The 19098-nt window shown below is 59.6% G+C and carries 16 protein-coding genes; 5 read left to right on the forward strand and 11 right to left on the reverse strand.

Annotated features, from left to right (window positions below; all coding sequences use genetic code 11):
* Positions 1-252: 252 nt before the first annotated feature.
* The 4 genes from betI to FMN63_RS17590 all read left to right on the forward strand — a co-directional run bounded on the left by betI (position 253) and on the right by FMN63_RS17590 (position 5620).
* Complete coding sequence (gene betI, locus FMN63_RS17575) at positions 253-855, forward strand: transcriptional regulator BetI (RefSeq protein WP_148585394.1); 603 nt, start codon at positions 253-255, stop codon at positions 853-855.
* A 15-nt stretch (positions 856-870) separates the two neighbouring features.
* A complete protein-coding gene (gene betA / locus FMN63_RS17580; RefSeq protein WP_148585395.1) occupies positions 871-2529 on the forward strand; it encodes a choline dehydrogenase in 1659 nt (552 codons plus the stop codon).
* A gap of 58 nt (positions 2530-2587) precedes the next feature.
* Positions 2588-4051 carry a betaine-aldehyde dehydrogenase gene (gene betB / locus FMN63_RS17585; protein WP_148585396.1) on the forward strand — a complete coding sequence of 488 codons (1464 nt, stop codon included), beginning with the start codon at positions 2588-2590 and terminating at the stop codon, positions 4049-4051.
* 285 nt (positions 4052-4336) lie between these two features.
* A complete protein-coding gene (locus FMN63_RS17590) occupies positions 4337-5620 on the forward strand; it encodes an adenylate/guanylate cyclase domain-containing protein (RefSeq protein WP_148585397.1) in 1284 nt (427 codons plus the stop codon).
* Positions 5621-5794: 174 nt separating this feature from the next.
* On the opposite strand, the gene hemP is transcribed toward FMN63_RS17590, so the two are convergent.
* The 10 genes from hemP to kynB form a co-directional block, all read right to left on the reverse strand.
* A complete protein-coding gene (gene hemP / locus FMN63_RS29870) occupies positions 5795-6136 on the reverse strand; it encodes a hemin uptake protein HemP (protein ID WP_286192693.1) in 342 nt (113 codons plus the stop codon).
* A gap of 386 nt (positions 6137-6522) precedes the next feature.
* Complete coding sequence (rirA, locus tag FMN63_RS17600; RefSeq protein WP_148585398.1) at positions 6523-6987, reverse strand: iron-responsive transcriptional regulator RirA; 465 nt, start codon at positions 6985-6987, stop codon at positions 6523-6525.
* A 101-nt stretch (positions 6988-7088) separates the two neighbouring features.
* A complete protein-coding gene (locus FMN63_RS17605) occupies positions 7089-8156 on the reverse strand; it encodes a LacI family DNA-binding transcriptional regulator (protein ID WP_148585399.1) in 1068 nt (355 codons plus the stop codon).
* A 292-nt stretch (positions 8157-8448) separates the two neighbouring features.
* Complete coding sequence (locus FMN63_RS17610; RefSeq protein ID WP_148585400.1) at positions 8449-9627, reverse strand: BaiN/RdsA family NAD(P)/FAD-dependent oxidoreductase; 1179 nt, start codon at positions 9625-9627, stop codon at positions 8449-8451.
* 328 nt (positions 9628-9955) lie between these two features.
* On the reverse strand, positions 9956-11161 hold the full coding sequence (locus tag FMN63_RS17615; protein WP_148585401.1) for an ABC transporter substrate-binding protein: 1206 nt from the start codon (positions 11159-11161) through the stop codon (positions 9956-9958).
* 92 nt (positions 11162-11253) lie between these two features.
* Entirely contained in the window at positions 11254-12240 is a 987-nt protein-coding gene (locus FMN63_RS17620; protein ID WP_148585402.1) for a branched-chain amino acid ABC transporter permease, read from the reverse strand.
* 15 nt (positions 12241-12255) lie between these two features.
* Positions 12256-13128 (reverse strand): branched-chain amino acid ABC transporter permease, encoded by an 873-nt coding sequence (locus tag FMN63_RS17625; protein WP_148585403.1) that lies wholly within the window; start codon positions 13126-13128, stop codon positions 12256-12258.
* A 5-nt stretch (positions 13129-13133) separates the two neighbouring features.
* Positions 13134-13841 (reverse strand): ABC transporter ATP-binding protein, encoded by a 708-nt coding sequence (locus FMN63_RS17630; protein WP_148585404.1) that lies wholly within the window; start codon positions 13839-13841, stop codon positions 13134-13136.
* Positions 13838-14608, reverse strand: a complete 771-nt coding sequence (locus FMN63_RS17635; RefSeq protein WP_148585405.1) for an ABC transporter ATP-binding protein — start codon at positions 14606-14608, stop codon at positions 13838-13840. Before FMN63_RS17635 ends, FMN63_RS17630 begins: the two co-directional genes overlap by 4 nt.
* A gap of 71 nt (positions 14609-14679) precedes the next feature.
* Positions 14680-15309, reverse strand: coding sequence for an arylformamidase (gene kynB, locus FMN63_RS17640; protein WP_162855047.1), 630 nt, complete (start codon positions 15307-15309; stop codon positions 14680-14682).
* 425 nt (positions 15310-15734) lie between these two features.
* Here kynB and FMN63_RS17645 point away from each other — a divergent pair, with 425 nt between their 5' ends.
* Positions 15735-17813, forward strand: coding sequence for a putative bifunctional diguanylate cyclase/phosphodiesterase (locus FMN63_RS17645; RefSeq protein WP_148585406.1), 2079 nt, complete (start codon positions 15735-15737; stop codon positions 17811-17813).
* Here FMN63_RS17645 and kynU read toward each other — a convergent pair.
* On the reverse strand, positions 17806-19026 hold the full coding sequence (gene kynU, locus FMN63_RS17650) for a kynureninase (protein ID WP_148585407.1): 1221 nt from the start codon (positions 19024-19026) through the stop codon (positions 17806-17808). The two genes, FMN63_RS17645 and kynU, sit on opposite strands and share 8 nt — an antisense overlap.
* Between the last annotated feature and the right edge of the window lie 72 nt (positions 19027-19098).

Genomic DNA, 19098 nt, shown 5'->3' on the forward strand with positions numbered 1-19098 from the left:
CAAACATCCACCGGAAAAATTTGCAAGTTTTCATTGATTGATTGATCAATTAAAAATAAAACCTGAGTGTGAGATGAACCAGGCAAGGGTCCGGAAAAGGCTGTGGGGGAGGCTAGTCCTTCGCCTTGACGCAGTTGCACGATGACCGTGACGATCGGAACCCGGATTTGTGCTTGGCTGGAATTGCCATCGTCAGACTATCGGTCGAAAAGCTGATCTGAATTCTTCTCTCACCCTGTAATGGAGGTCGAAATGCCCAAGGTCGGAATGGAAGCAGAGCGGCGGCGCAGCCTGATTGACGCCACGGTCGATGCCATACACGAACGTGGCTACAGCGATGTAACCATGGCGCAGATCGCCAAGCGGGCGGGTGTCTCCGGCGGACTTGTGCATCACTATTTCGGTTCCAAGGACCAGTTGCTGGCCGCCACAATGCGCCATCTGCTGACCGAACTCGGCCTCGCCATCCGCGAAAACCTGAGAAAGGCGGAAACTCCGCGTGAACGGATCTCCGCAATCATTTCCGGCAACTTTTCGGTCGATCAGTTTCGCCCGGCAGTGATCGCGGCGTGGCTGGCCTTCTACGTCCAGTCGCGCACCACCGACAGCAACAGCCGTCTTCTGAACATCTATGCCGCGAGGCTCGCCTCGAACCTGACCCACAACCTGCGTGCCTTCATGCCCCAGGACGAGGCCCGGCGCATTGCAGAGGGCACCGCATCCATGATCGACGGGGTCTGGATCCGGCAAGCGCTGCGCGACGGCAAGACCGACCGCGCGGCCGCCATCGCTCTGGTCGAAGACTATGTGGAAACCCAGATTGCCGTCCACGAAGGGCGCAACAGCAAGAATTGAGCAACTAGGACCAACATGAGCGACCAGTTCGACTTCATCATTGTCGGGGCAGGATCCGCCGGCTGCGCCCTGGCGTATCGCCTGTCGGAAGACCCGAACAACAGGGTGCTTGTGCTGGAATTCGGCGGAACGGACGCCGGTCCGCTCATCCAGATGCCGGCTGCCCTGTCCTATCCGATGAACATGCCGCTCTACGACTGGGGCTATGTCAGCGAGCCGGAACCGCACCTCGGTGGCCGGCGTCTGGCCACACCGCGCGGCAAGGTTATCGGCGGGTCGTCTTCCATCAACGGCATGGTCTATGTGCGTGGCCACGCCTGCGACTTCGACACCTGGGAAGAGATGGGTGCGAGCGGCTGGGGCTATCGCCACGTATTGCCTTACTACAAGCGCCAGGAACACAGCCATGGTGGCCAGGAGGGCTGGCGCGGGACCGAAGGTCCGCTGCATGTCCAACGCGGCACGAAGTGGAACCCGCTGTTCGACGCCTTCAAGACCGCTGGCGAACAAGCCGGATATGGCGTGACCTCCGACTACAACGGTGAACGTCAGGAAGGCTTCGGCGACATGGAAATGACGGTCCATCGCGGCCGCCGCTGGTCCGCCGCCAACGCCTATCTGAAACCGGCCCTCAAACGTGGCAACCTGACCCTGGTGAAGGGCGCCCTGGTGCGCCGGGTCCTGATCGAGGACAATCGCGCAGTCGGCGTGGAATTCGGAACCGGTAGCGAAGTCCGCGAAGCCAGGGCCGCCCGCGAGGTGATCCTGTCGGCTTCCTCCATCAACTCGCCGAAGATCCTGATGCAGTCGGGCATCGGCCCGGCGGCACATCTGGCTGAAATGGGGATCGATGTCGTGGCCGACCGGCCCGGCGTTGGCGCCAACCTTCAGGACCATCTGGAGCTTTATCTTCAGCAGGCTTGCACCCAGCCGATCACGCTCTACAAGCACTGGAACCTGATCTCCAAGGCGGTGATCGGGGCGCAGTGGCTGTTCCTGAAACAGGGCCTAGGCGCCTCGAACCAGTTCGAGAGCTGCGCCTTCATCCGCTCCAAGGCTGGCGTGAAATATCCGGACATCCAGTATCACTTCCTGCCCTTCGCCGTGCGTTACGACGGCCAGGCGGCCGCGGAAGGCCATGGCTTCCAGGCCCACGTCGGGCCGATGCGGTCCAAGTCACGCGGCCGGATCAAGCTGACCTCCAGCGATCCAAAGGCCAAGCCGTCGATCCTGTTCAACTACATGTCTCACGAAGACGACTGGGAAGACTTCCGGACCAGCATTCGTCTGACCCGCGAGATCTTCGGCCAGGAAGCCTTTGCTCCCTATCGCGGCAAGGAGATCCAGCCGGGAGATAAAGTGCAAAGCGATGAGGAGCTCGACGGCTTCATTCGCGAACACGTGGAAAGCGCCTATCACCCCTGTGGCACCTGCCGGATGGGGGCCAAGGACGATGCCATGGCCGTGGTCGATCCGGAATGCCGGGTCATCGGTGTCGATGGCCTGCGTGTCGCCGACAGTTCCATCTTTCCGCAAATCACCAATGGCAATCTGAATGCGCCCTCGATTATGGTCGGGGAAAAGGCATCGGACCATATTCTGGGCAAAACCCCGCTTCCCGCGTCAAACCAGGAACCGTGGATCCACCCGGAGTGGGAAACAAGCCAACGCTGACCTCTGGCACAGCAGATCACTGACAAACCAGGGCAGACACAAATCAAGGAGCCAACCCATGCGCGCCCAACCGCAAGCGTCCCATTATGTCGGCGGCTCATATGCCGAGAGCCAGAGCGGCACACCTTTCGACTCGCTGTATCCAGCAACCGGTGAAGCGATTGCCCGGCTTTACGCCGCCGATGATGCGGTGATCGAAGCAGCCATCCGCTCCGCCCGCGAGGGTCAGAAGATCTGGGCGGCGACGCCTCCTGCCGAGCGCGGCCGCGTGCTGCGCCGGACGGCAGAGATCCTGCGCGAGAAAAACCGGGACCTTTCCATTCTGGAAACGCTGGACACCGGCAAACCCTTGCAGGAAACCCTCATCGCTGACGCTGCCTCCGGGGCCGACTGCCTGGAGTATTTCGGCGGCCTGGCGGCGACACTCACCGGCGAACATATCGATCTGGGCGGCTCCTTTGCCTATACCAAGCGCGAACCGCTCGGCATCTGCTTCGGCATCGGCGCCTGGAACTATCCGATCCAGATCGCGTGCTGGAAATCCGCCCCGGCCCTTGTTTGCGGCAACGCCATGATCTTCAAGCCGTCGGAAGTCACCCCGCTGAGCGCCCTGAAGCTGGCGGAAGCCTTTACCGAAGCCGGTCTGCCGGACGGCGTCTTCAACGTGTTGCAGGGCTTTGGCGACGTCGGCGCGAAGCTGGTGGCTCACCCGGCCATCGCCAAGATTTCCCTCACCGGCTCCGTTCCCACGGGTGCAAAGGTGGCCGCGCTTGCGGGCGAACACCTGAAGAAGACAACGCTGGAACTTGGCGGCAAGTCACCGCTGATCGTCTTTGACGACGCGGACATTGAAAACGCCGTGTCCGCCGCCATCAACGCCAACTTCTACTCAACCGGTCAGATCTGCTCCAACGGCACGCGCGTGTTCGTTCACGAAGCAATCAAGGAAGCCTTCCTGATGCGGCTGGCGGAACGCACGGCCAAAGCGGTGCTGGGTGATCCGCTGGACGAGGAAACCAACATCGGCCCGCTGGTTTCCAAACAGCATCTCGACAAGGTGCTCCACTACATGCAGATCGGCCAGGAAGAAGGCGCGCGTCTGGTCTGTGGCGGCGGCACGGCCTCGGTCTCCAGCTTCCCGGATGGCTATTTCGTGCAGCCCACCGTCTTTGCCGACGTGAAGGACGACATGCGCATTGCCCGCGAGGAGATTTTCGGCCCGGTGCTGAGCGTTCTCGACTTCACGGATGAGGACGATGTCGTCGCACGCGCCAATGACACGGAATTTGGTCTTGCCGCAGGCGTTTTCACCAAGGACATTCAGCGGGCACACCGGGTGATCGACCAACTGCAGGCCGGAACCTGCTGGATCAACACCTACAACCTGACCCCGATCGAAATGCCTTTCGGCGGCTACAAGAAGTCGGGCATCGGCCGCGAAAACGGCCATGCGGCAATCGAGTACTACAGCCAGACCAAGAGCGTTTACGTGGAAATGGGTGGCGTCGAGGCGGCGTTTTAACGCGCCACCTTGCCATGAGTCAGACACTCTTCTTCGGGGAGCCGCACACGCGGCTCCTCATTTTTCGAAGAATGTCCTGAAGGTCTGCCAGTGTGTGCGATACTCCAACCTCATCCTGAGGAAGCGCGCAGCTCTGTCTCCAAGGATACATCAATCTTGGCGTTCTCCCGTTCGCCCGTTTCTCCCGAGTCGTGCGAACGCATTTTCTACCAATCGGTATTTTGCCGATTGAATTTTGATCGTCGGCGCCCGAGATATTAGTTTAATCCGTGTCACGGAGCCCCGATGAACAAAGCTTTCCTGGATCCCGCCCCGCGCAGCTATGCGCCCCATGTCTATCTGATTGCCCGCTCCCGGCGGGGGCCTTCCTGTGCGCCGGAAACACTCAGTATCGAGCAACTGAATTCGTGGCTGCTGCACGAGGCAACACGGATCGACAATGTCATGCTGATGTTCGAGGAGTTCATGTGGCGCTGCAAGGCCGCCGGCATTGCCTTTGACCGGGCAACGCTGCACATCGGGACGCTTCATCCCCGCGTCGTCGGCTTTTCCTGGGTGTGGAACAGCCAGGACAAGTTCTGCGACGAGGTGGCCGCAGATGCCAATGCGTCAAAATCTGAAGCCTTCACCCGTAATCCGCTGTCTCACGTCATAAACGAAGGCCAGATCATCAGGGTCGACCTGGAAAGTGACAAGGGCGCGAATTCCGCCCCCTTGATGCGTGAACTCGCCGATCAGGGTTACACGGCCTATATCGCCTTGCCGCTCAGTTCCTCGCACGAAAAACACAATGCCATGACCCTGGCGACCCGCAAGCCAGGAGGCTGGTTGCCGGAGGAAAAAGATCCGATCCGCAATCTGATCGATCTGCTGGCACTCCATATCGAGCGTCACATCGTCCAGCGGATTGCCCGCAATGTTGCCGAGACCTACCTCGGACCCATTGCAGGGCAGCGCGTGCTGGACGGTGAGATCAAGCGCGGCGACGGCGAGGCGATCACGGCCGTTGTCTTCATGGCAGACATGCGCGGCTTCACCCAACTGGCCGACAGGCTCAGCGGGCCGGAAGTCACCTCAATTCTCAATGCCTATTTCGACCGGGTGTCGGATGCCGTGCTCAACCACGGTGGGGATATCCTGAAGTTCATGGGCGACGGCATTCTTGCCGTGTTCGATCAGAAAACACTCGGCGAAAAGGCAGCAGCGAATGCGGCGATGAAGGCCGCCAAGGCAGCACTTAAGGCTATCGACGCGTTGAACCGCAATCCGCCCGAAGAGCTTCCGGATCCGGTTTACTGGCACCCGCTAAAGATCGGTATTGGCCTTCATCGGGGAGAGGTCTTTTTCGGCAATGTCGGCGGCGAAGAACGGCTCGACTTCACCGTGATTGGACGCGCGGTCAACGAGACCAGTCGCGTGGAATCCCTTTGCAAGCCCCTCGGTCGCGCTCTGCTTCTGACAGAACCGGTGCGGAACGCTCTGTCCGGCGACCTTCAGACCGACCTCAGCGCCATGGGCGAACACGCCCTGCGCGGTGTCGGCAAACCTGTGGCGATTTTCGGGGCCTGAGTTCAACCAATTTTACCTGGAGTGACTGGAACTTCAGGCGCGTCGCCCTCCCCTTTTGTGGGAGCGAGGAGCGGTGGAGGTTCTTGATGAGAACTGGCGGCAAGTTTGGAATCGCCGTTCAGCCGCTTCCCCAACCCTTCCCCACAAGGGGGAAGGGACCACGGCCGGGAAAAATCACTTCGTCAAAATCAGTTTGCCCTGCTTGGTGATGGACAAACGGTAGGTTTCGTTGTTGTGGCGGATCTCGATCTGGCGCTGACCACTGAACAGGTCGCGGGTATCGAGTTCCGATTTCGTCTCCCGTGGCGGCTTTGCCGCAAAGGCGCGCGAGGCGCGGCTGCTGGAACCCAGGGAGAGGCGGTGCTTCTGGCTGTTGGCGGTTGGTGTCATAGCGCGCATTCGGTCCTTGGCCTTTTTTCGCTCCTGAAACTGGTCAAATTTCAGCTTGTTAAAGGAGCAGTGGGACATCGAAATTAAAAGATGAGTTTCCAACTCAACTTTATACTTGACACTCATACTCAAGTTTTCCTATCAAGGCAATGCCTGATCGAAACGGAACCGGAAATCGCGTCCTCTGGTTTCGGACTAGACAGGCCCTCCGGGAGACCGGAGTGACAAATGCCAGGCCAGCCAACCGCCCTCTCCTCTCCCTCAGCGGCAAGCCAGCCCGGCCTTTTCTTAAGTCCCCGCCCGCGCATGATGCGTGCCGTGACCGACCTTTCCCCGACATGCTGAAACAGATCGCCCCCGCAGCGAGAGCCTGCGTCAGCTTCTCCTTGCGCCAGAGGCCTCTCTTCCAGCCGGCGACCCGGGCCATCACTCGCTGAACTTCCCCTAGCCCAAACAAAAAAGGCGCCGACCGGTTGGTGGCGCCTTCGAAAACTTGATGAACCGGGAACCCCTTACGCGTTGGCCGCGATCGGAGTCTTGGTCATATCGATCTTCAGGAGATCGCGCATGCCGAAGCGGTCTTCCGATAGGTCGGCAATCGATTTGCCGTCCAGCACTTCCATGAACGCTTCCAGCGCCTCATGCAGCAGGCCGTTGAAGCCGCAGGACATGATGAGCGGGCAATCCTTGCGGCCGCTGTCGAAACATTCCGCAAGCAGGAAGCTCTCTTCAGCGGCGCGGACAACCTCGCCTACCGAAATATTCTCTGCCGGGCGTGCCAGCATGACCCCGCCGTTCCGGCCACGAATGGTCTTGATCAGATTTGCATCGACCAGGACTTTCATGATCTTGAACAAGTGGGTTTCAGACATGTCAAAGCTGGCCGCGATATCCGCGACCTTGCTCGGTTTGTCGGGGTTCACGGCGCAGTACATCAGCGCGCGAACGGCATAGTTTGTCTGTTGTGTCAAACGCATGCATTAGATATGAGGCGCGCGCCCTGAAAGGTCAATTCAAAATTTGAATGTAGGAGGAGACTTTTTGCCAGAATCGGCCAAAAGCTGCGCTGACGACACCCTCAGGCAGGCTGCCCGGCGGGTGCGGAAGGCTCCAGATCGCCGGGCAGATTGTCCTTCATAAACACATCAATGCCGATACGTTCCTGCCCTTCGATGATCGCAGCGCCGTCGCAGAGCGCCTTCAACACACGGATAGCGCTACGGATTTCGTGTCCAGGGTCCTGGGCAATCACGGCATCTAGCACATCGTCCAGCAACGCTTCACGCGTGTAGGGCGTCAACTCGTGACCGACAAAGACAATGTCCTGACTACGGCCGCTTTCCTTCAGGGCCGCAATCGTACCCCTGTTGCCCGCGCCGATATTGTAAAGCCCGGCAAGATCCGGGTGTTCTGCCAGGAGCTTTCGCATCAGGTCGGCGTTGCGGGCGTTATCGTCCCTGCCCTCACGCACCTTCAACAACTCCAGATGAGGAAAGTCTTTTTCGATGACATCCCGGCAGCCCTGATAGCGCTCGGCGTGGTCGCGAAGGCCGAGTGAGCCTGCAATGATCCCTATCTTGGCCGGCACCTTTGGCAGGAAACGGCCGAGCAACCGCCCGGCGGTGCGCCCGGCGGCCACATTGTCGATACCGACGAAATGCCGGCGGGAAGACGACGGATGATCGGAGACCAGCGTGACCACGGGCACGCCCCGGTCCTGCAGCCGGTCGATGGCGGCCTGCACTTCCGGAAATGCGGGTGCGACGACCGCGACACCGTCGCACTGCGTCCGATCGAGGATCGCCAGCGTGCCGGCCACCCGGTGGCCGTCGAAGGCGTCGATAGGCTCCACATGCACATGCATGCGGTCGGCGCTCATGGTTTCGGCGTGAGACAGCGCTTCGCGGGTCAGGTCTTCCATGAAGGCGTTCGGGCCATTGGGAATGAGGAAGTGCAGACGATAGACCCGTTTCTTGGCAAGACCCGCGGCAAAGACATCCGGCTTGTAATTCAGCGCATCGACCGCCTGCCGCACCTTTTCGATGGTGACCTTGCGCACCCCCGGCCGGCCGTTCAGCACACGGTCAACCGTCGCCAGGCTGACGCCAGCCGTTTCGGCCACATCGTGAATGGTTACGCGCTTCATTCATCCCCCCGAACGACAACCACAAGCCGCTCTCTTTCACCCAGGCGCAGCCCTTTGCTCGTCTCCGCGCGGACCACCAGGCCGATGCTGAAGAACGGGCCGCGTGTTCCGGCGTTTGCCGCCCATCCTTCGAGACAGCCCTGAAGCACCTTCTCAGGAAAAGGAACAACACGGTCGCGGCGAAAGGACGGCCTGGAGCCAAACCTTCTTTCGGGTCACTATACCCGGCTCTGAGGGGCGGTCATCAAAAAATGCTGCGCCGCGCAAATCTCTTCCCCGAAAGGATACGCTGTCAGGCTACCTGACCGGCGGCATGGCCAGACGACCAGGCCCACTGAAAATTGAAGCCGCCCAGATGGCCTGTGACGTCGACCACCTCGCCAATGAAATAGAGCCCGGGCACCTTTGTGCTCTCCATGGTCTTGGAGGAGAGTTCCTTCGTGTCGACCCCGCCCAGGGTAACCTCCGCCGTGCGATACCCCTCGGTGCCGACCGGTGTGAGCTGCCAGTGGTTCAACTGTTCGGCCGCCCGGCGCAGAACTTTGTCCGACTGGTCAGCAAGGCGGCCTTTCAGGGCAAAGGCCTGCGACAGTTCATCGGCCAGCCGGTTGGGCAGCAATCCGCCGAGGGCAGTCTTCAGGTCCTGTTTCGGGTTGTCCTTGCGGGCGCCCCGCAAGGCTTCGAAGACATCCGCCTCCGGAGACAGGTTCACCGAGATCGGCTTGCCCTCCTGCCAGTAGGACGAGATCTGCAGCACCGACGGACCGGACAAACCCCGGTGGGTGAAGAGCAGGCCTTCGCGAAACGATGTCTTTTGAAAGGAAACGACCGCATCCACCGAAATCCCGGCAAGCCGGCCGCACAATTCCTTGTTGGCATCGGAAAAGGTCAGCGGCACCAGCGCCGCGCGCGGGGCAATGACGTTGTGGCCGAAGCGCCTGGCCAGATCGTACCCGAAGCCGGTCGCGCCCATCTTCGGGATCGACGGCCCGCCGGTCGCCACCACAAGCGATGCTGCCCGCAATGGCCCCTTGGAGGTAGAGACGGAGAACCGGTCGTCCGGTTTTTCAATCGCCTTGATTTCCGTTTCCAGCTGCAAGGTGCCGCCGGCCGCTTCCAGCTCGGCGAGCAACATGCGGATGATGTCCCTGGCGCTGTCGTCGCAAAAGAGCTGGCCGAGTGTTTTTTCGTGCCAGGAAATCCGGTGCTTTTCGACCAGCTTCAGGAAGTCCTGCTGGGTGTAGCGCTTCAGCGCCGAGACACAGAACCTCGGGTTCTGCGACAGAAAATTAGCCGGCGAACAATGGATGTTGGTAAAGTTGCAGCGCCCCCCGCCGGAAATGCGGATCTTCTCCGCCGGTTTCCCGGCATGGTCGACCACGAGCACCTTGCGCCCACGCTTCGCCGCCTCAATCGCACACATCAACCCGGCGGCACCACCACCAAGCACAAGAACATCCAGATCACGCATGGCGAGGTGTATAGCGGGAAAATCTGGACGGGGTAAGGGAGACCTCAGTTTGTTTTCTCCGCTCCTCCGTCATTCCGGACAAGTGCAGCCAAAGCTGCGCACCGATCCGGAACCCAGCACATAAGCGTAAGCGTGAGCGAACACTTCTTGAAAAGAAAGAGAACCAGCCGCGCTTACGCGCGAAATATGTCTGGATTCCGGATCGGTGCGCAGCTTTGCCTCGCTTGTCCGGAATGACCGCAGTGGAGGATTGCATGGCTTCTCAAACCAAAAAACCGGCGGCCCTTTCGAGCCGCCGGTTTCATTCTAACGCTTCTTGCGAAGTCGTTTATTTCATTTCGGTCAGGACTTCGAAGCCGTTGGTGCCGACTTCCCACAGGGCGTAGGTGCCCGGAACGTCGCCATTGGCGTCGAAGTTCTGGTCGCCGGCAGCGCCCTTGTAGTCGATGGCCTTGCCGGCTGCGATCAGTTCCTTGGCCTTCTTCCACTCGCCCGGACGGATCGGTTCGCCTTCGCCGTTGGAGACTTCGGCCATGGCCGCTGCAACGTCTTCCTTCTTGCCGCCAGCCTTTTCGACCGCCAGTGCCAGCAGGAACGCCGCATCATAGGACGTGGTGGCAAAGATCGCATCCGGATCGCCGCCGATGTTCTTGAAATCTTCGTTGAAGATATCGAGCGAAGCGGACTGTTCGCCAACCGGAGAAGACGCCACGAAGGTGCCGAGGTTTTCGACGCCCAGTTCGTTGATCACCGCTTCGGACTTCATGCCGTCGCCGCCGACGAACTTGTCAAAGAACCCGTTTTCCAGAGCCTGACGCAGAATGGTGAGGCCGGTGCCATCGCCATAGTCGAAGATCACCAGCGTGTCAGCGTCGCCCTTGGCAAGTTCGGCCAGGTTGGAACGATAGGAGGCCTTGCCTTCTTCGTGCGCTGCGAACTGGGTGACTTCGCCGCCGAGTTCATCGACGAATTCCGCCTTGAACGCGTTGGCAAGACCGGTGCCATAGTCGTTGTTGAGGTAAGCAACAGCGACCTTCTCGTAGCCTTGATCCTTCAGGGTACGTGCCAGCGCACGGCCCTGATAGTCATCGGACGGCACGGTGCGGAAGACGGTGCCCTTGTCATCGAGCGTGGTGATTTCCGGCGACGTGCCGGACGGCGTGATCATGGTGATACCGGCCGGGATGGTGACCGAACCGGCAGCGGCCAGCACCGCACCCGAGCAGTGCGGGCCGACAACGCCGATGACACCTTCGATGTTGACGGCCTTGGTTGCGGCGTCGGTGCCGTTCTGCGGGTTACAGGCACTGTCGCCGACAACACCAACCAGCTGTTCGCCATCGCCGATACCGCCTTGCTCGTTGACCTGCTGGAAAGCGAGCTGTGCTGCATCGATCATGGCCGGAGCCATGGCTGCGATCGGGCCGGAAATGCCGCCGAGCAAGCCGATCTTGACGTCGGCCTTTGCCGGTACGGACGCCAGCGCGGTTGCGGTCATCAGACCGGCAGCGAGTGCGAGAATCTTGGTTTTCATCAAAGTACCTCCTCAATAGTCCGGTCTTCGCCGGGGCTTTGGTTTTTCGAGGCTCGGCCTCCCGAAACGGAAAGCTAGCCTGAGGAACGGATCTAGGTGTGATCCGCACCGGATCTCTTTGCGCGCCGGTCGCCTCTCAGAGGCTCCGGCAGCAGGCCTTCGGGACGGAAGCGTAGCACAAGCTGCAGCATCAGACCGATCAGGAACAGACGGATGTATTTCGCCTGGATCGCGTATTCCGTGGGCAGCCGGTCGGTGGCAATTTCCGACATGGACCAGATGATCCAGACCACCGCCGCCCCCAGAATGGCCCCACGGTTGTTGCCGCTGCCGCCCAGGATCAGCATGATCCAGACCAGAAAGGTTGCCACCATCGGGTCGATGGCTTCCGGGGTGATGGAGCGGTTGAAATGCGCAAACAGCGCTCCGCCCAGGCCCATCAGCGCCGAGCCGAAGATGAAGGCCTGCAGGCGGCGGAACTCGACATCCTTGCCCATGGCCTTGGCGGCCCCTTCGTTGTCGCGAATGGCGCGCATCATACGGCCCCAGGGCGCGTTGAACTGGCGTTCCACCAGCACATAGGCAGCCACCAGCACGACGACCACGATGGCAAGATAAGCTGCCTGCGATGCCAGATAGGCGGTTTCCTGCGCCAGGGTCGGAAACTCTGTCGCCGGACGCGGAATGCCGGAGATGCCACGCGCGCCGTTGGTCAGCACCGCTTCGGACTTGACCACCAGGCGAATGATTTCCGCAATGCCGATGGAGGCAATCGCCAGATAGTCGGAGCGGAACCGCAGACAGATCTTGCCAATGGGCCAGGCCACCAGCGCGGCGGCAAGCATCGCACCGATCCAGCCGACGAAGAACGGCATCTCAAAGCCGCCGATGCGCCCGTCGGCATATTCCGTCGTCAGCACGGCGGACGTATAGGCGCCAACCGCGAAAAATCCGGCGATGCCTGCATTGAAAAGACCCGCAAAGCCCCACTGAATGTTCAGCCCAAGCGCCAGCAAGGCATAAATGCCGATGAAGATCGCCATGAAGATGGCGTAGTTGAGAAGACCGAGATATTCCATTTTCTCTACCTCCCCTTACAGCACTTTGCCCTTGAGCAGCCCGGTGGGCCGCACAAGCAGCATGAACAAGAGGATGGCGAAGGCCATCGCGGCCTTGTACTCGCTCGGGATCACCAGCACCGACAGCTCTTCGGCAATGCCGACGATGAGCCCGCCAAGCACGGCGCCCTCGATCCGGCCGACCCCACCCAGAATGGCCGCAGCGAACATCGGTAGCAACATCTGCCAGCCCATCATCGACTTCAGCTCCGTATTGAGCCCGAGAAAGACGCCGGAGGCCGCACAAAGACCACCGGCAATTATCCAGGTGAGCATCACGACCTTCTTGTTGTCGATGCCCGAAAGCAAAGCGAGATTTGGGTTGTCCGACATGGCACGCATCGCCTTGCCCCATTTGGAGCGCGTCAGGAACAGCTGCAGCCCGCCGACGAGCACGATCATGGCGATGAACGTCAGGATTTCACGGTCACGGATGCGCAGGCCGAAATAGTTTTCCGGACGGACAATACCACGCGAATAGGTTTCGGTATCGACACCCCAGACTACCTGCACCACGGCACGGATCATCAGGGCGATACCCAGAGAGGCCATCACGGTGACGATTTTCGGCCGTTCGCGCAGATGTTCGTAGAACACCTTGTCGATGCCGACAGCAACGGCGGCGGTTGCGATAATGGCAATCGGCAGGGCCAGCAGCGGCGAAACGCCAAGGCCGGTGACAACTGCCAGCGCAATGAAGGCGCCAAGCGTCGCCAGGTCGCCATGCGCCAGATGGGCATAGCGCAAAATGGCGAAGATCAGCGTAATGCCAACCGCGCCGAGCGCATAGATCGAGCCGAGCACGATGCCCGGAATGACGTAGAAATTGATGAGTTCCAGAAATTCCATACCGCTCAGCCCCCCAGGAACATTTCGGCGACTTCACGGTCGGCCAGAAGATCGGCTCCGCTGCCTTCGTGGCGGTTCTTGCCGGCAGCCAGAACGTAACCCCGGTCCGCAAAGGCAAGTGCCTGCTTGGCATGCTGCTCCACCAGAAGAATGGCGACACCCGTGTCACGCACATCCCGGCAGATCTGGAAGATCTGTTCCATGTATTTGGGCGAAAGCCCGGCGGTCGGCTCATCAAGAAGAAGAAGCTTCGGGTCGAGCATCAAGGCCCGGCCCATGGCCACCATCTGGCGCTGCCCGCCCGACAGTGAGCCGGCGAGCGTCTTGCGACGCTCCTTCAGGTCCGGAAACAGGGTGTAGACCCGGTCATAGGCTGCGCTGAGGTCACCCTTTTTCAGGAACCCGCCCATTTCCAGATTCTCGTGGATCGACATCTCACGGAAGATGTTGTCGACCTGCGGCACGTAGCAGATCCCGCGCTGGACAATGCGGTTGGGCGCCCACACGGTAATGTCGTCACCGTCGAACAGCATGCGGCCGGCGCGAATGGTCAGCAGGCCGAAAACGGATTTCATGGCCGTGGACTTGCCCGCACCATTCGGGCCGACAATGACGACGATCTCGTCCGGGTCCACATGCAGGGAAACGTCCTCAAGAATGTCGGCGTCACCGTAGCCCCCGGTGATACCCTCCATGGAAAGAAGCGCTGTCATGCGGCATCTCCCGTGGTCTCGCCCAGATAGGCTTCCAGCACCTGCGGATTGGACCGCACGGTCTGGAAGTCGCCCTGGATCAGCACCCGGCCCTCGGCCATGCACACGACGGGATCGCAGAGTTTCTCGATCATTTCCATATCGTGTTCGATCAGGATGAACGTGTAGCCACGCTCCTTGTTCAGGATCTCGATCTTGGTTTCGAGCTTGCGCAAAAGCGTGCGGTTGACGCCGGCCGCCGGTTCATCCAGCAGCACAAGCTTGGCATCCGTCATCATGGTGCGACCCAGTTCCAGAAGCTTCTTCTGGCCGCCGGACAGATTGCCGGCCAGCTCGTGCGCCACGTGGCTCAGTTCCAGAAACGCCAGGGTTTCGTATGCCTTTTTCTCGACCTCGGCTTCGGCCGCTTTCACCCGCCCCCAGGCGAACCAATTGGAAAACAGGCTTTCACCCGGCTGCGCCGGCGGCACCATCATCAGGTTTTCCAGGGTCGTCAGCTTGTGAAATTCATGGGGGATCTGAAAGGTCCGCACCAGTCCCTTATGGAACAGCTCATGGCTGGCCAGGTTGGTGACATCCTCCCCCAGAAACCGGATCCGGCCGCTTGTCGGCTGCAGCGCCCCTGCGATCATGTTGAAAAGCGTTGTCTTGCCGGCCCCGTTCGGGCCAATCAAGCCGGTAATACTGCCTTCATCGACACGGAACGAGCAGCCATTCACCGCCCTGAATCCGCTAAAATCCATCACGAGCTGATCAAGCTCCAGCATTCACGCTCCTTGCCGCTCCCCACGGTCAGCCTTTTTCTTAATTCTCCGCCGCGCACTCCCGTTTCCCGGGATTAGCGGAGCGGGCGCAAAATGGCCCGAACCGGCGAGGCGTCCAGACCTTCTAACTTCATTGGCAGCGCAATCAACTCATAATCACCGGGTTCCACCGCAGAAAGAGCAAGATTTTCCAGAATGAGCATGTCACGGGAACATGCAATCCTGTGACTGGGCAAGTTTTCGGAAGTATCCGGATCGACTGAGGGCACATCTACACCAATCAGCTTCACCCCCTTGTCCGCCAGCAGGGTCATTGTTTCCGGCGCCAGAGCCCTGAACCCCTCAGGCCAAACCGTCACGTCCCGCTCATCGGCGAGCCGCACAAGCACGCGCGGCGGACAGTCCTCCAGTGAAGCCTCCAGGTCTGCGGGCTGGCAGAGCGGACCAGGTCCGCGCGACTCAAGAAGTCGCGCCGGACCGATGAACTCGTGCAGGTCGATCTGGTCGATCGAGCGTCCGTTTGCATCGTAGTGTAGCGGTGCATCGGCATGGGCACCGCAATGGCTCGACATGGAGAACTCGCCAACGTTCACCGGACTGTCTGCCGAGATCCTCGCCGTCCATGATCTGCGGTAGGGCGCATCGCCTGGATAAACCGCAATTCCCGGCCGTACCGGCGGCGTGATGTCAAAGAGATCCGTCACATTACCTATCCTGCTGGAATCATTTGCAACGTTTCGAACGTTGGGAAACAATCATGGCGTTCAAGTGTTTTACTACGGAATGAATACATTTGCGAGAAATCGGCAACCGCCACAACCCTTTCGGGAAATACCTTTTCCCGACATCGAAAACACCAGTAACCGTATGTAAATTCTCGCAAAAAGCAGTTCGTGAACTTGCTATGTCTGTTTTCAACCGGCAGGCAACTACAATCAGGAACAGAAAGCGTCAGCATATCGCGTTAAGTTTGTCAGCGATTTTTTCGATTTTAAATTGAATGATTTATTCGCGTTCCATACACTTAAGCAGAGTCACGAAGTCACGTTGCCGGACACGAACCGATGGCCTGAGCCGTCAAAAGATCTGATGTTGATTGCGTTCACCCTGGAGAACGACCCTGTCACATATGTCCGACCTTTCCCAGACGCAGCGGGTAACCGAGCAAAAGAAAGCGTCCCCTACCTTTATTCCTGCAGACGGCAAGGTGGATCAGGATCTGATCTTTTCTATTTACGACCGTCTCGACACCGGCATCTGGGTTTTCGATTTCGATGAAAAATGTATTCTCTGGGCCAATCGCAAGGCGCTAGAATTTACCGGTGCCGATTCACTGGAAGAATTGCGGTCACGCGACATGGGCTCGGACATGTCGCATTCCGTGGCACAACGTCTGCGCCAGTACCAGCAGGACTTCACCAAACACGATGTGAGCTTTTCGGAGATCTGGACCCTCTACCCAAAGGGCAAGGCGGAGGTTCTGCAAGTCGTCATGAGCGGCATCCGGCTGAATGACGGGCGCATGGCGCTTTTGTGCGAAGGCCGCCCGCATCACGAGCAACAGCCGGAAACGCTGCGCAGCGCCGAAGCGCTGATGCATACCACGGTGATGATTTCGCTTTTCTCCGAAGATGGACACCCGCTGTATCGCAACACGGCTGCCAGGGCCGCCTGCACCGATCTTGAGTGCACCTTGTGGGATCATTTCATCGACAAGGCTCTCGCCCGGAAGGTGATGAGTGTGCTGAGCGACAAGGCCAACACCAAATTCGTGGCGGAAGTGCTCACATGCGACGGTTTGCGCTGGCACGAAATCACTATCCGCCGCTGCCACGACGCCGTGTCAGGCAAGCCCGCCTTTCTGTTGAGCGAGATCGACGTCACCGAGCTTCATCAGACCAAGGAACGCGCACAATATCTTGCCAGCCACGACGCTCTGACGGGTCTGTCGAACAGGACCTACTTGAAAGAGCGTCTGATGCAGGTGAAGCAGAGAGCGCAGGAAAACGATCTGATCGCGACGCTCTATCTTGTGGATCTGGACGACTTCAAGATGGTCAACGATACGCTTGGCCATGCGGCAGGCGACCATCTCTTGCAACTTGTCGCCACCAGGCTGAAGGAGTTGGCGGGTCAAAACGATATCGTTGCGCGCCTTGGCGGCGACGAGTTTCTGATTTGCCATCTGTCTTCGCCCGAAAGCCCGCGCCCGGACTGGTTCGGCCAGGCCCTTCTGCAGGCCTTTGCCACGCCGCAAATGATTGAAGGCAAACCCCGACATGTCGGGCTGAGCATCGGCTACGTCCATTATCCCATGGACGGCAGCGATATCGATGAGCTCATGCGTCATGCGGACCTTGCGCTTTACCAGGCCAAGTCGGATCGCAAGCACAAATGCGTCCGCTACAAGGAATTCATGCGCAAGCTTCGGGACAAGCACCTGTCCCTGAAGAAGGATCTTGAACGCGCGATCCGCGCGAATGAGTTCCTCCTTTATTATCAGCCGATCGCCTGTACCCGTAGCCAGCGGATTGTCGGCGCCGAGGCGCTGCTGCGCTGGCAGCACCCCGAAAAGGGGTTGGTCGGCCCTGACGACTTTATATCGGTTGCCGAGGAAACAGGTCTCATCAACGAGATCGGCACCTGGGTCAGCCGCAACGTCGCGGATATGCAGTCCCGGCTCAAGCTGCTCGATGTTTCCGTTCCACTGTCGATGAATGTTTCCCCCAAGCAGTTGTCTGACCCGAAATTCCTTACCTGCATGGAGAACCTGCCGAAGGAAAAGGCCTGCAACGCGAGCGAAATCTCTCTGGAAATCACCGAAAGCGTTCTGCTTGGCGATATTCCGCATGCCTATGAGACCCTGATGAAGCTCAAGGCGGCCGGCTACCGGATCGTCATTGACGATTTCGGCACCGGCTATTCGAACCTGGCCTATCTGCACAACTATCCGATCGACGGCATCAAGATCGACCGGATGTTCATGAACGACATCGCCACGGGTGGAGCCATCGTCCGGCTGATCCTGTCGCTGGCCTCCGCACTTGATGCCAGCGTCGTTGCCGAAGGGGTGGAAACCATCGAGCAACGAAGCTGGCTGTCGGAAAATGGCTGCAACCTCTTCCAGGGCTTCCTTTATTCCAGGCCGGTCCCGGAAGAGCAATTCATCGACATGCTTCAGGCCCAGGTCCGCGCCGCGGCTATGTAACCTTCGCGCGGGTCTTGAACTCCGGCCGGTTCCAGCTTTCCGTCTCCAGAATGTCTTTCAGAATGCCGACCGCATCGACAATGTCCTGATGCGACAGGTAAAGCGGTGTGAAGCCGAAGCGCATTACGTCCGGTGCCCGGAAGTCGCCGATCACGCCCCGGCTGATCAGCGCCTGCATGACGGCGTAACCTTCCGCGAAACGGAACGACACCTGACTGCCGCGGGCCTCCGGGTCGCGCGGGCTTGCAAGCGTCAATTGCGGACATTTGCCCTCGACTTCGGCGATGAACAATTCGCTGAGCGACACGGACTTGCGGCGGATGTCCGCCATGTCGACATCTTCGAACACATCGAGAGCCGCATGAAGACTTGAAAGCGCGAGGATGGCCGGGGTGCCGACCGTCATCCGGTTGATGCCGGAGACTGGACGATAGTCGAGATCAAACGCGAAAGGCGCCTCATGCCCCATCCAGCCGGTCATCGGCGACGTCACCTTGTCCTGAAGCTCGGGGGCGACGTAAAGAAACGCCGGCGCTCCCGGGCCGCCGTTGAGGTATTTGTAGCCGCATCCGATGGCGAAATCCGCGCCGGCACCGCTCAGGTCAACCGGGATCGCACCTGCCGAATGGGCAAGATCCCAAATGGCAAGGGCGCCGGCATCATGCGCCTTGCGGGTGATGTCCTTCATGTCATGAAGCCGGCCGGTGCGATAATCCACCTGGGTGAGCATCACCACCGCGACGTCCTCACCTATAGTTTCCTTGACCGCTTCCGGATCGACGACCTTCAGTTCGTACCCCTTGTCGAGCAACTCGGTCAGCCCGGACGCAACATAAAGATCCGTCGGGAAATTGCCGTTGTCGGACAGGATCACCTTCCGGTCCGGCCGCAAGGACAAGGCCGCGGAGAGCACCTTGAACACATTGATGGAGGTGCTGTCGCAGGCCACGACCGTTCCGGCCGGCGCGCCAATCAACTTGCCGATGCGGTCCCCCGTGCGGGTGGGCAGATCGATCCAGCTATGGGTGTTCCAGGCCCTGATCAGGCTGTTGCCCCATTCTTCCTTGATCACCTGTGCGATGCGATCGGGCACGTGTTTCGGCAGCACACCCAGCGAATTGCCATCCAGATAGATCACCCCGTCCGGGATCTGAAACGCCTGTTTTTTGGAAGCCAGATCATCTGCGATGTCGGCCGGGTGCTGCGAGGTCATGAGAAGCTCTTTTTTCGGATAGTTGCATTTGAAAGGAAGCCGAACGCTATCAAAGCGTCATTTCGCAAACAA

This window comes from Stappia sp. BW2 (genome assembly GCF_008107695.1).
Taxonomy (GTDB): Bacteria; Pseudomonadota; Alphaproteobacteria; order Rhizobiales; family Stappiaceae; genus Roseibium.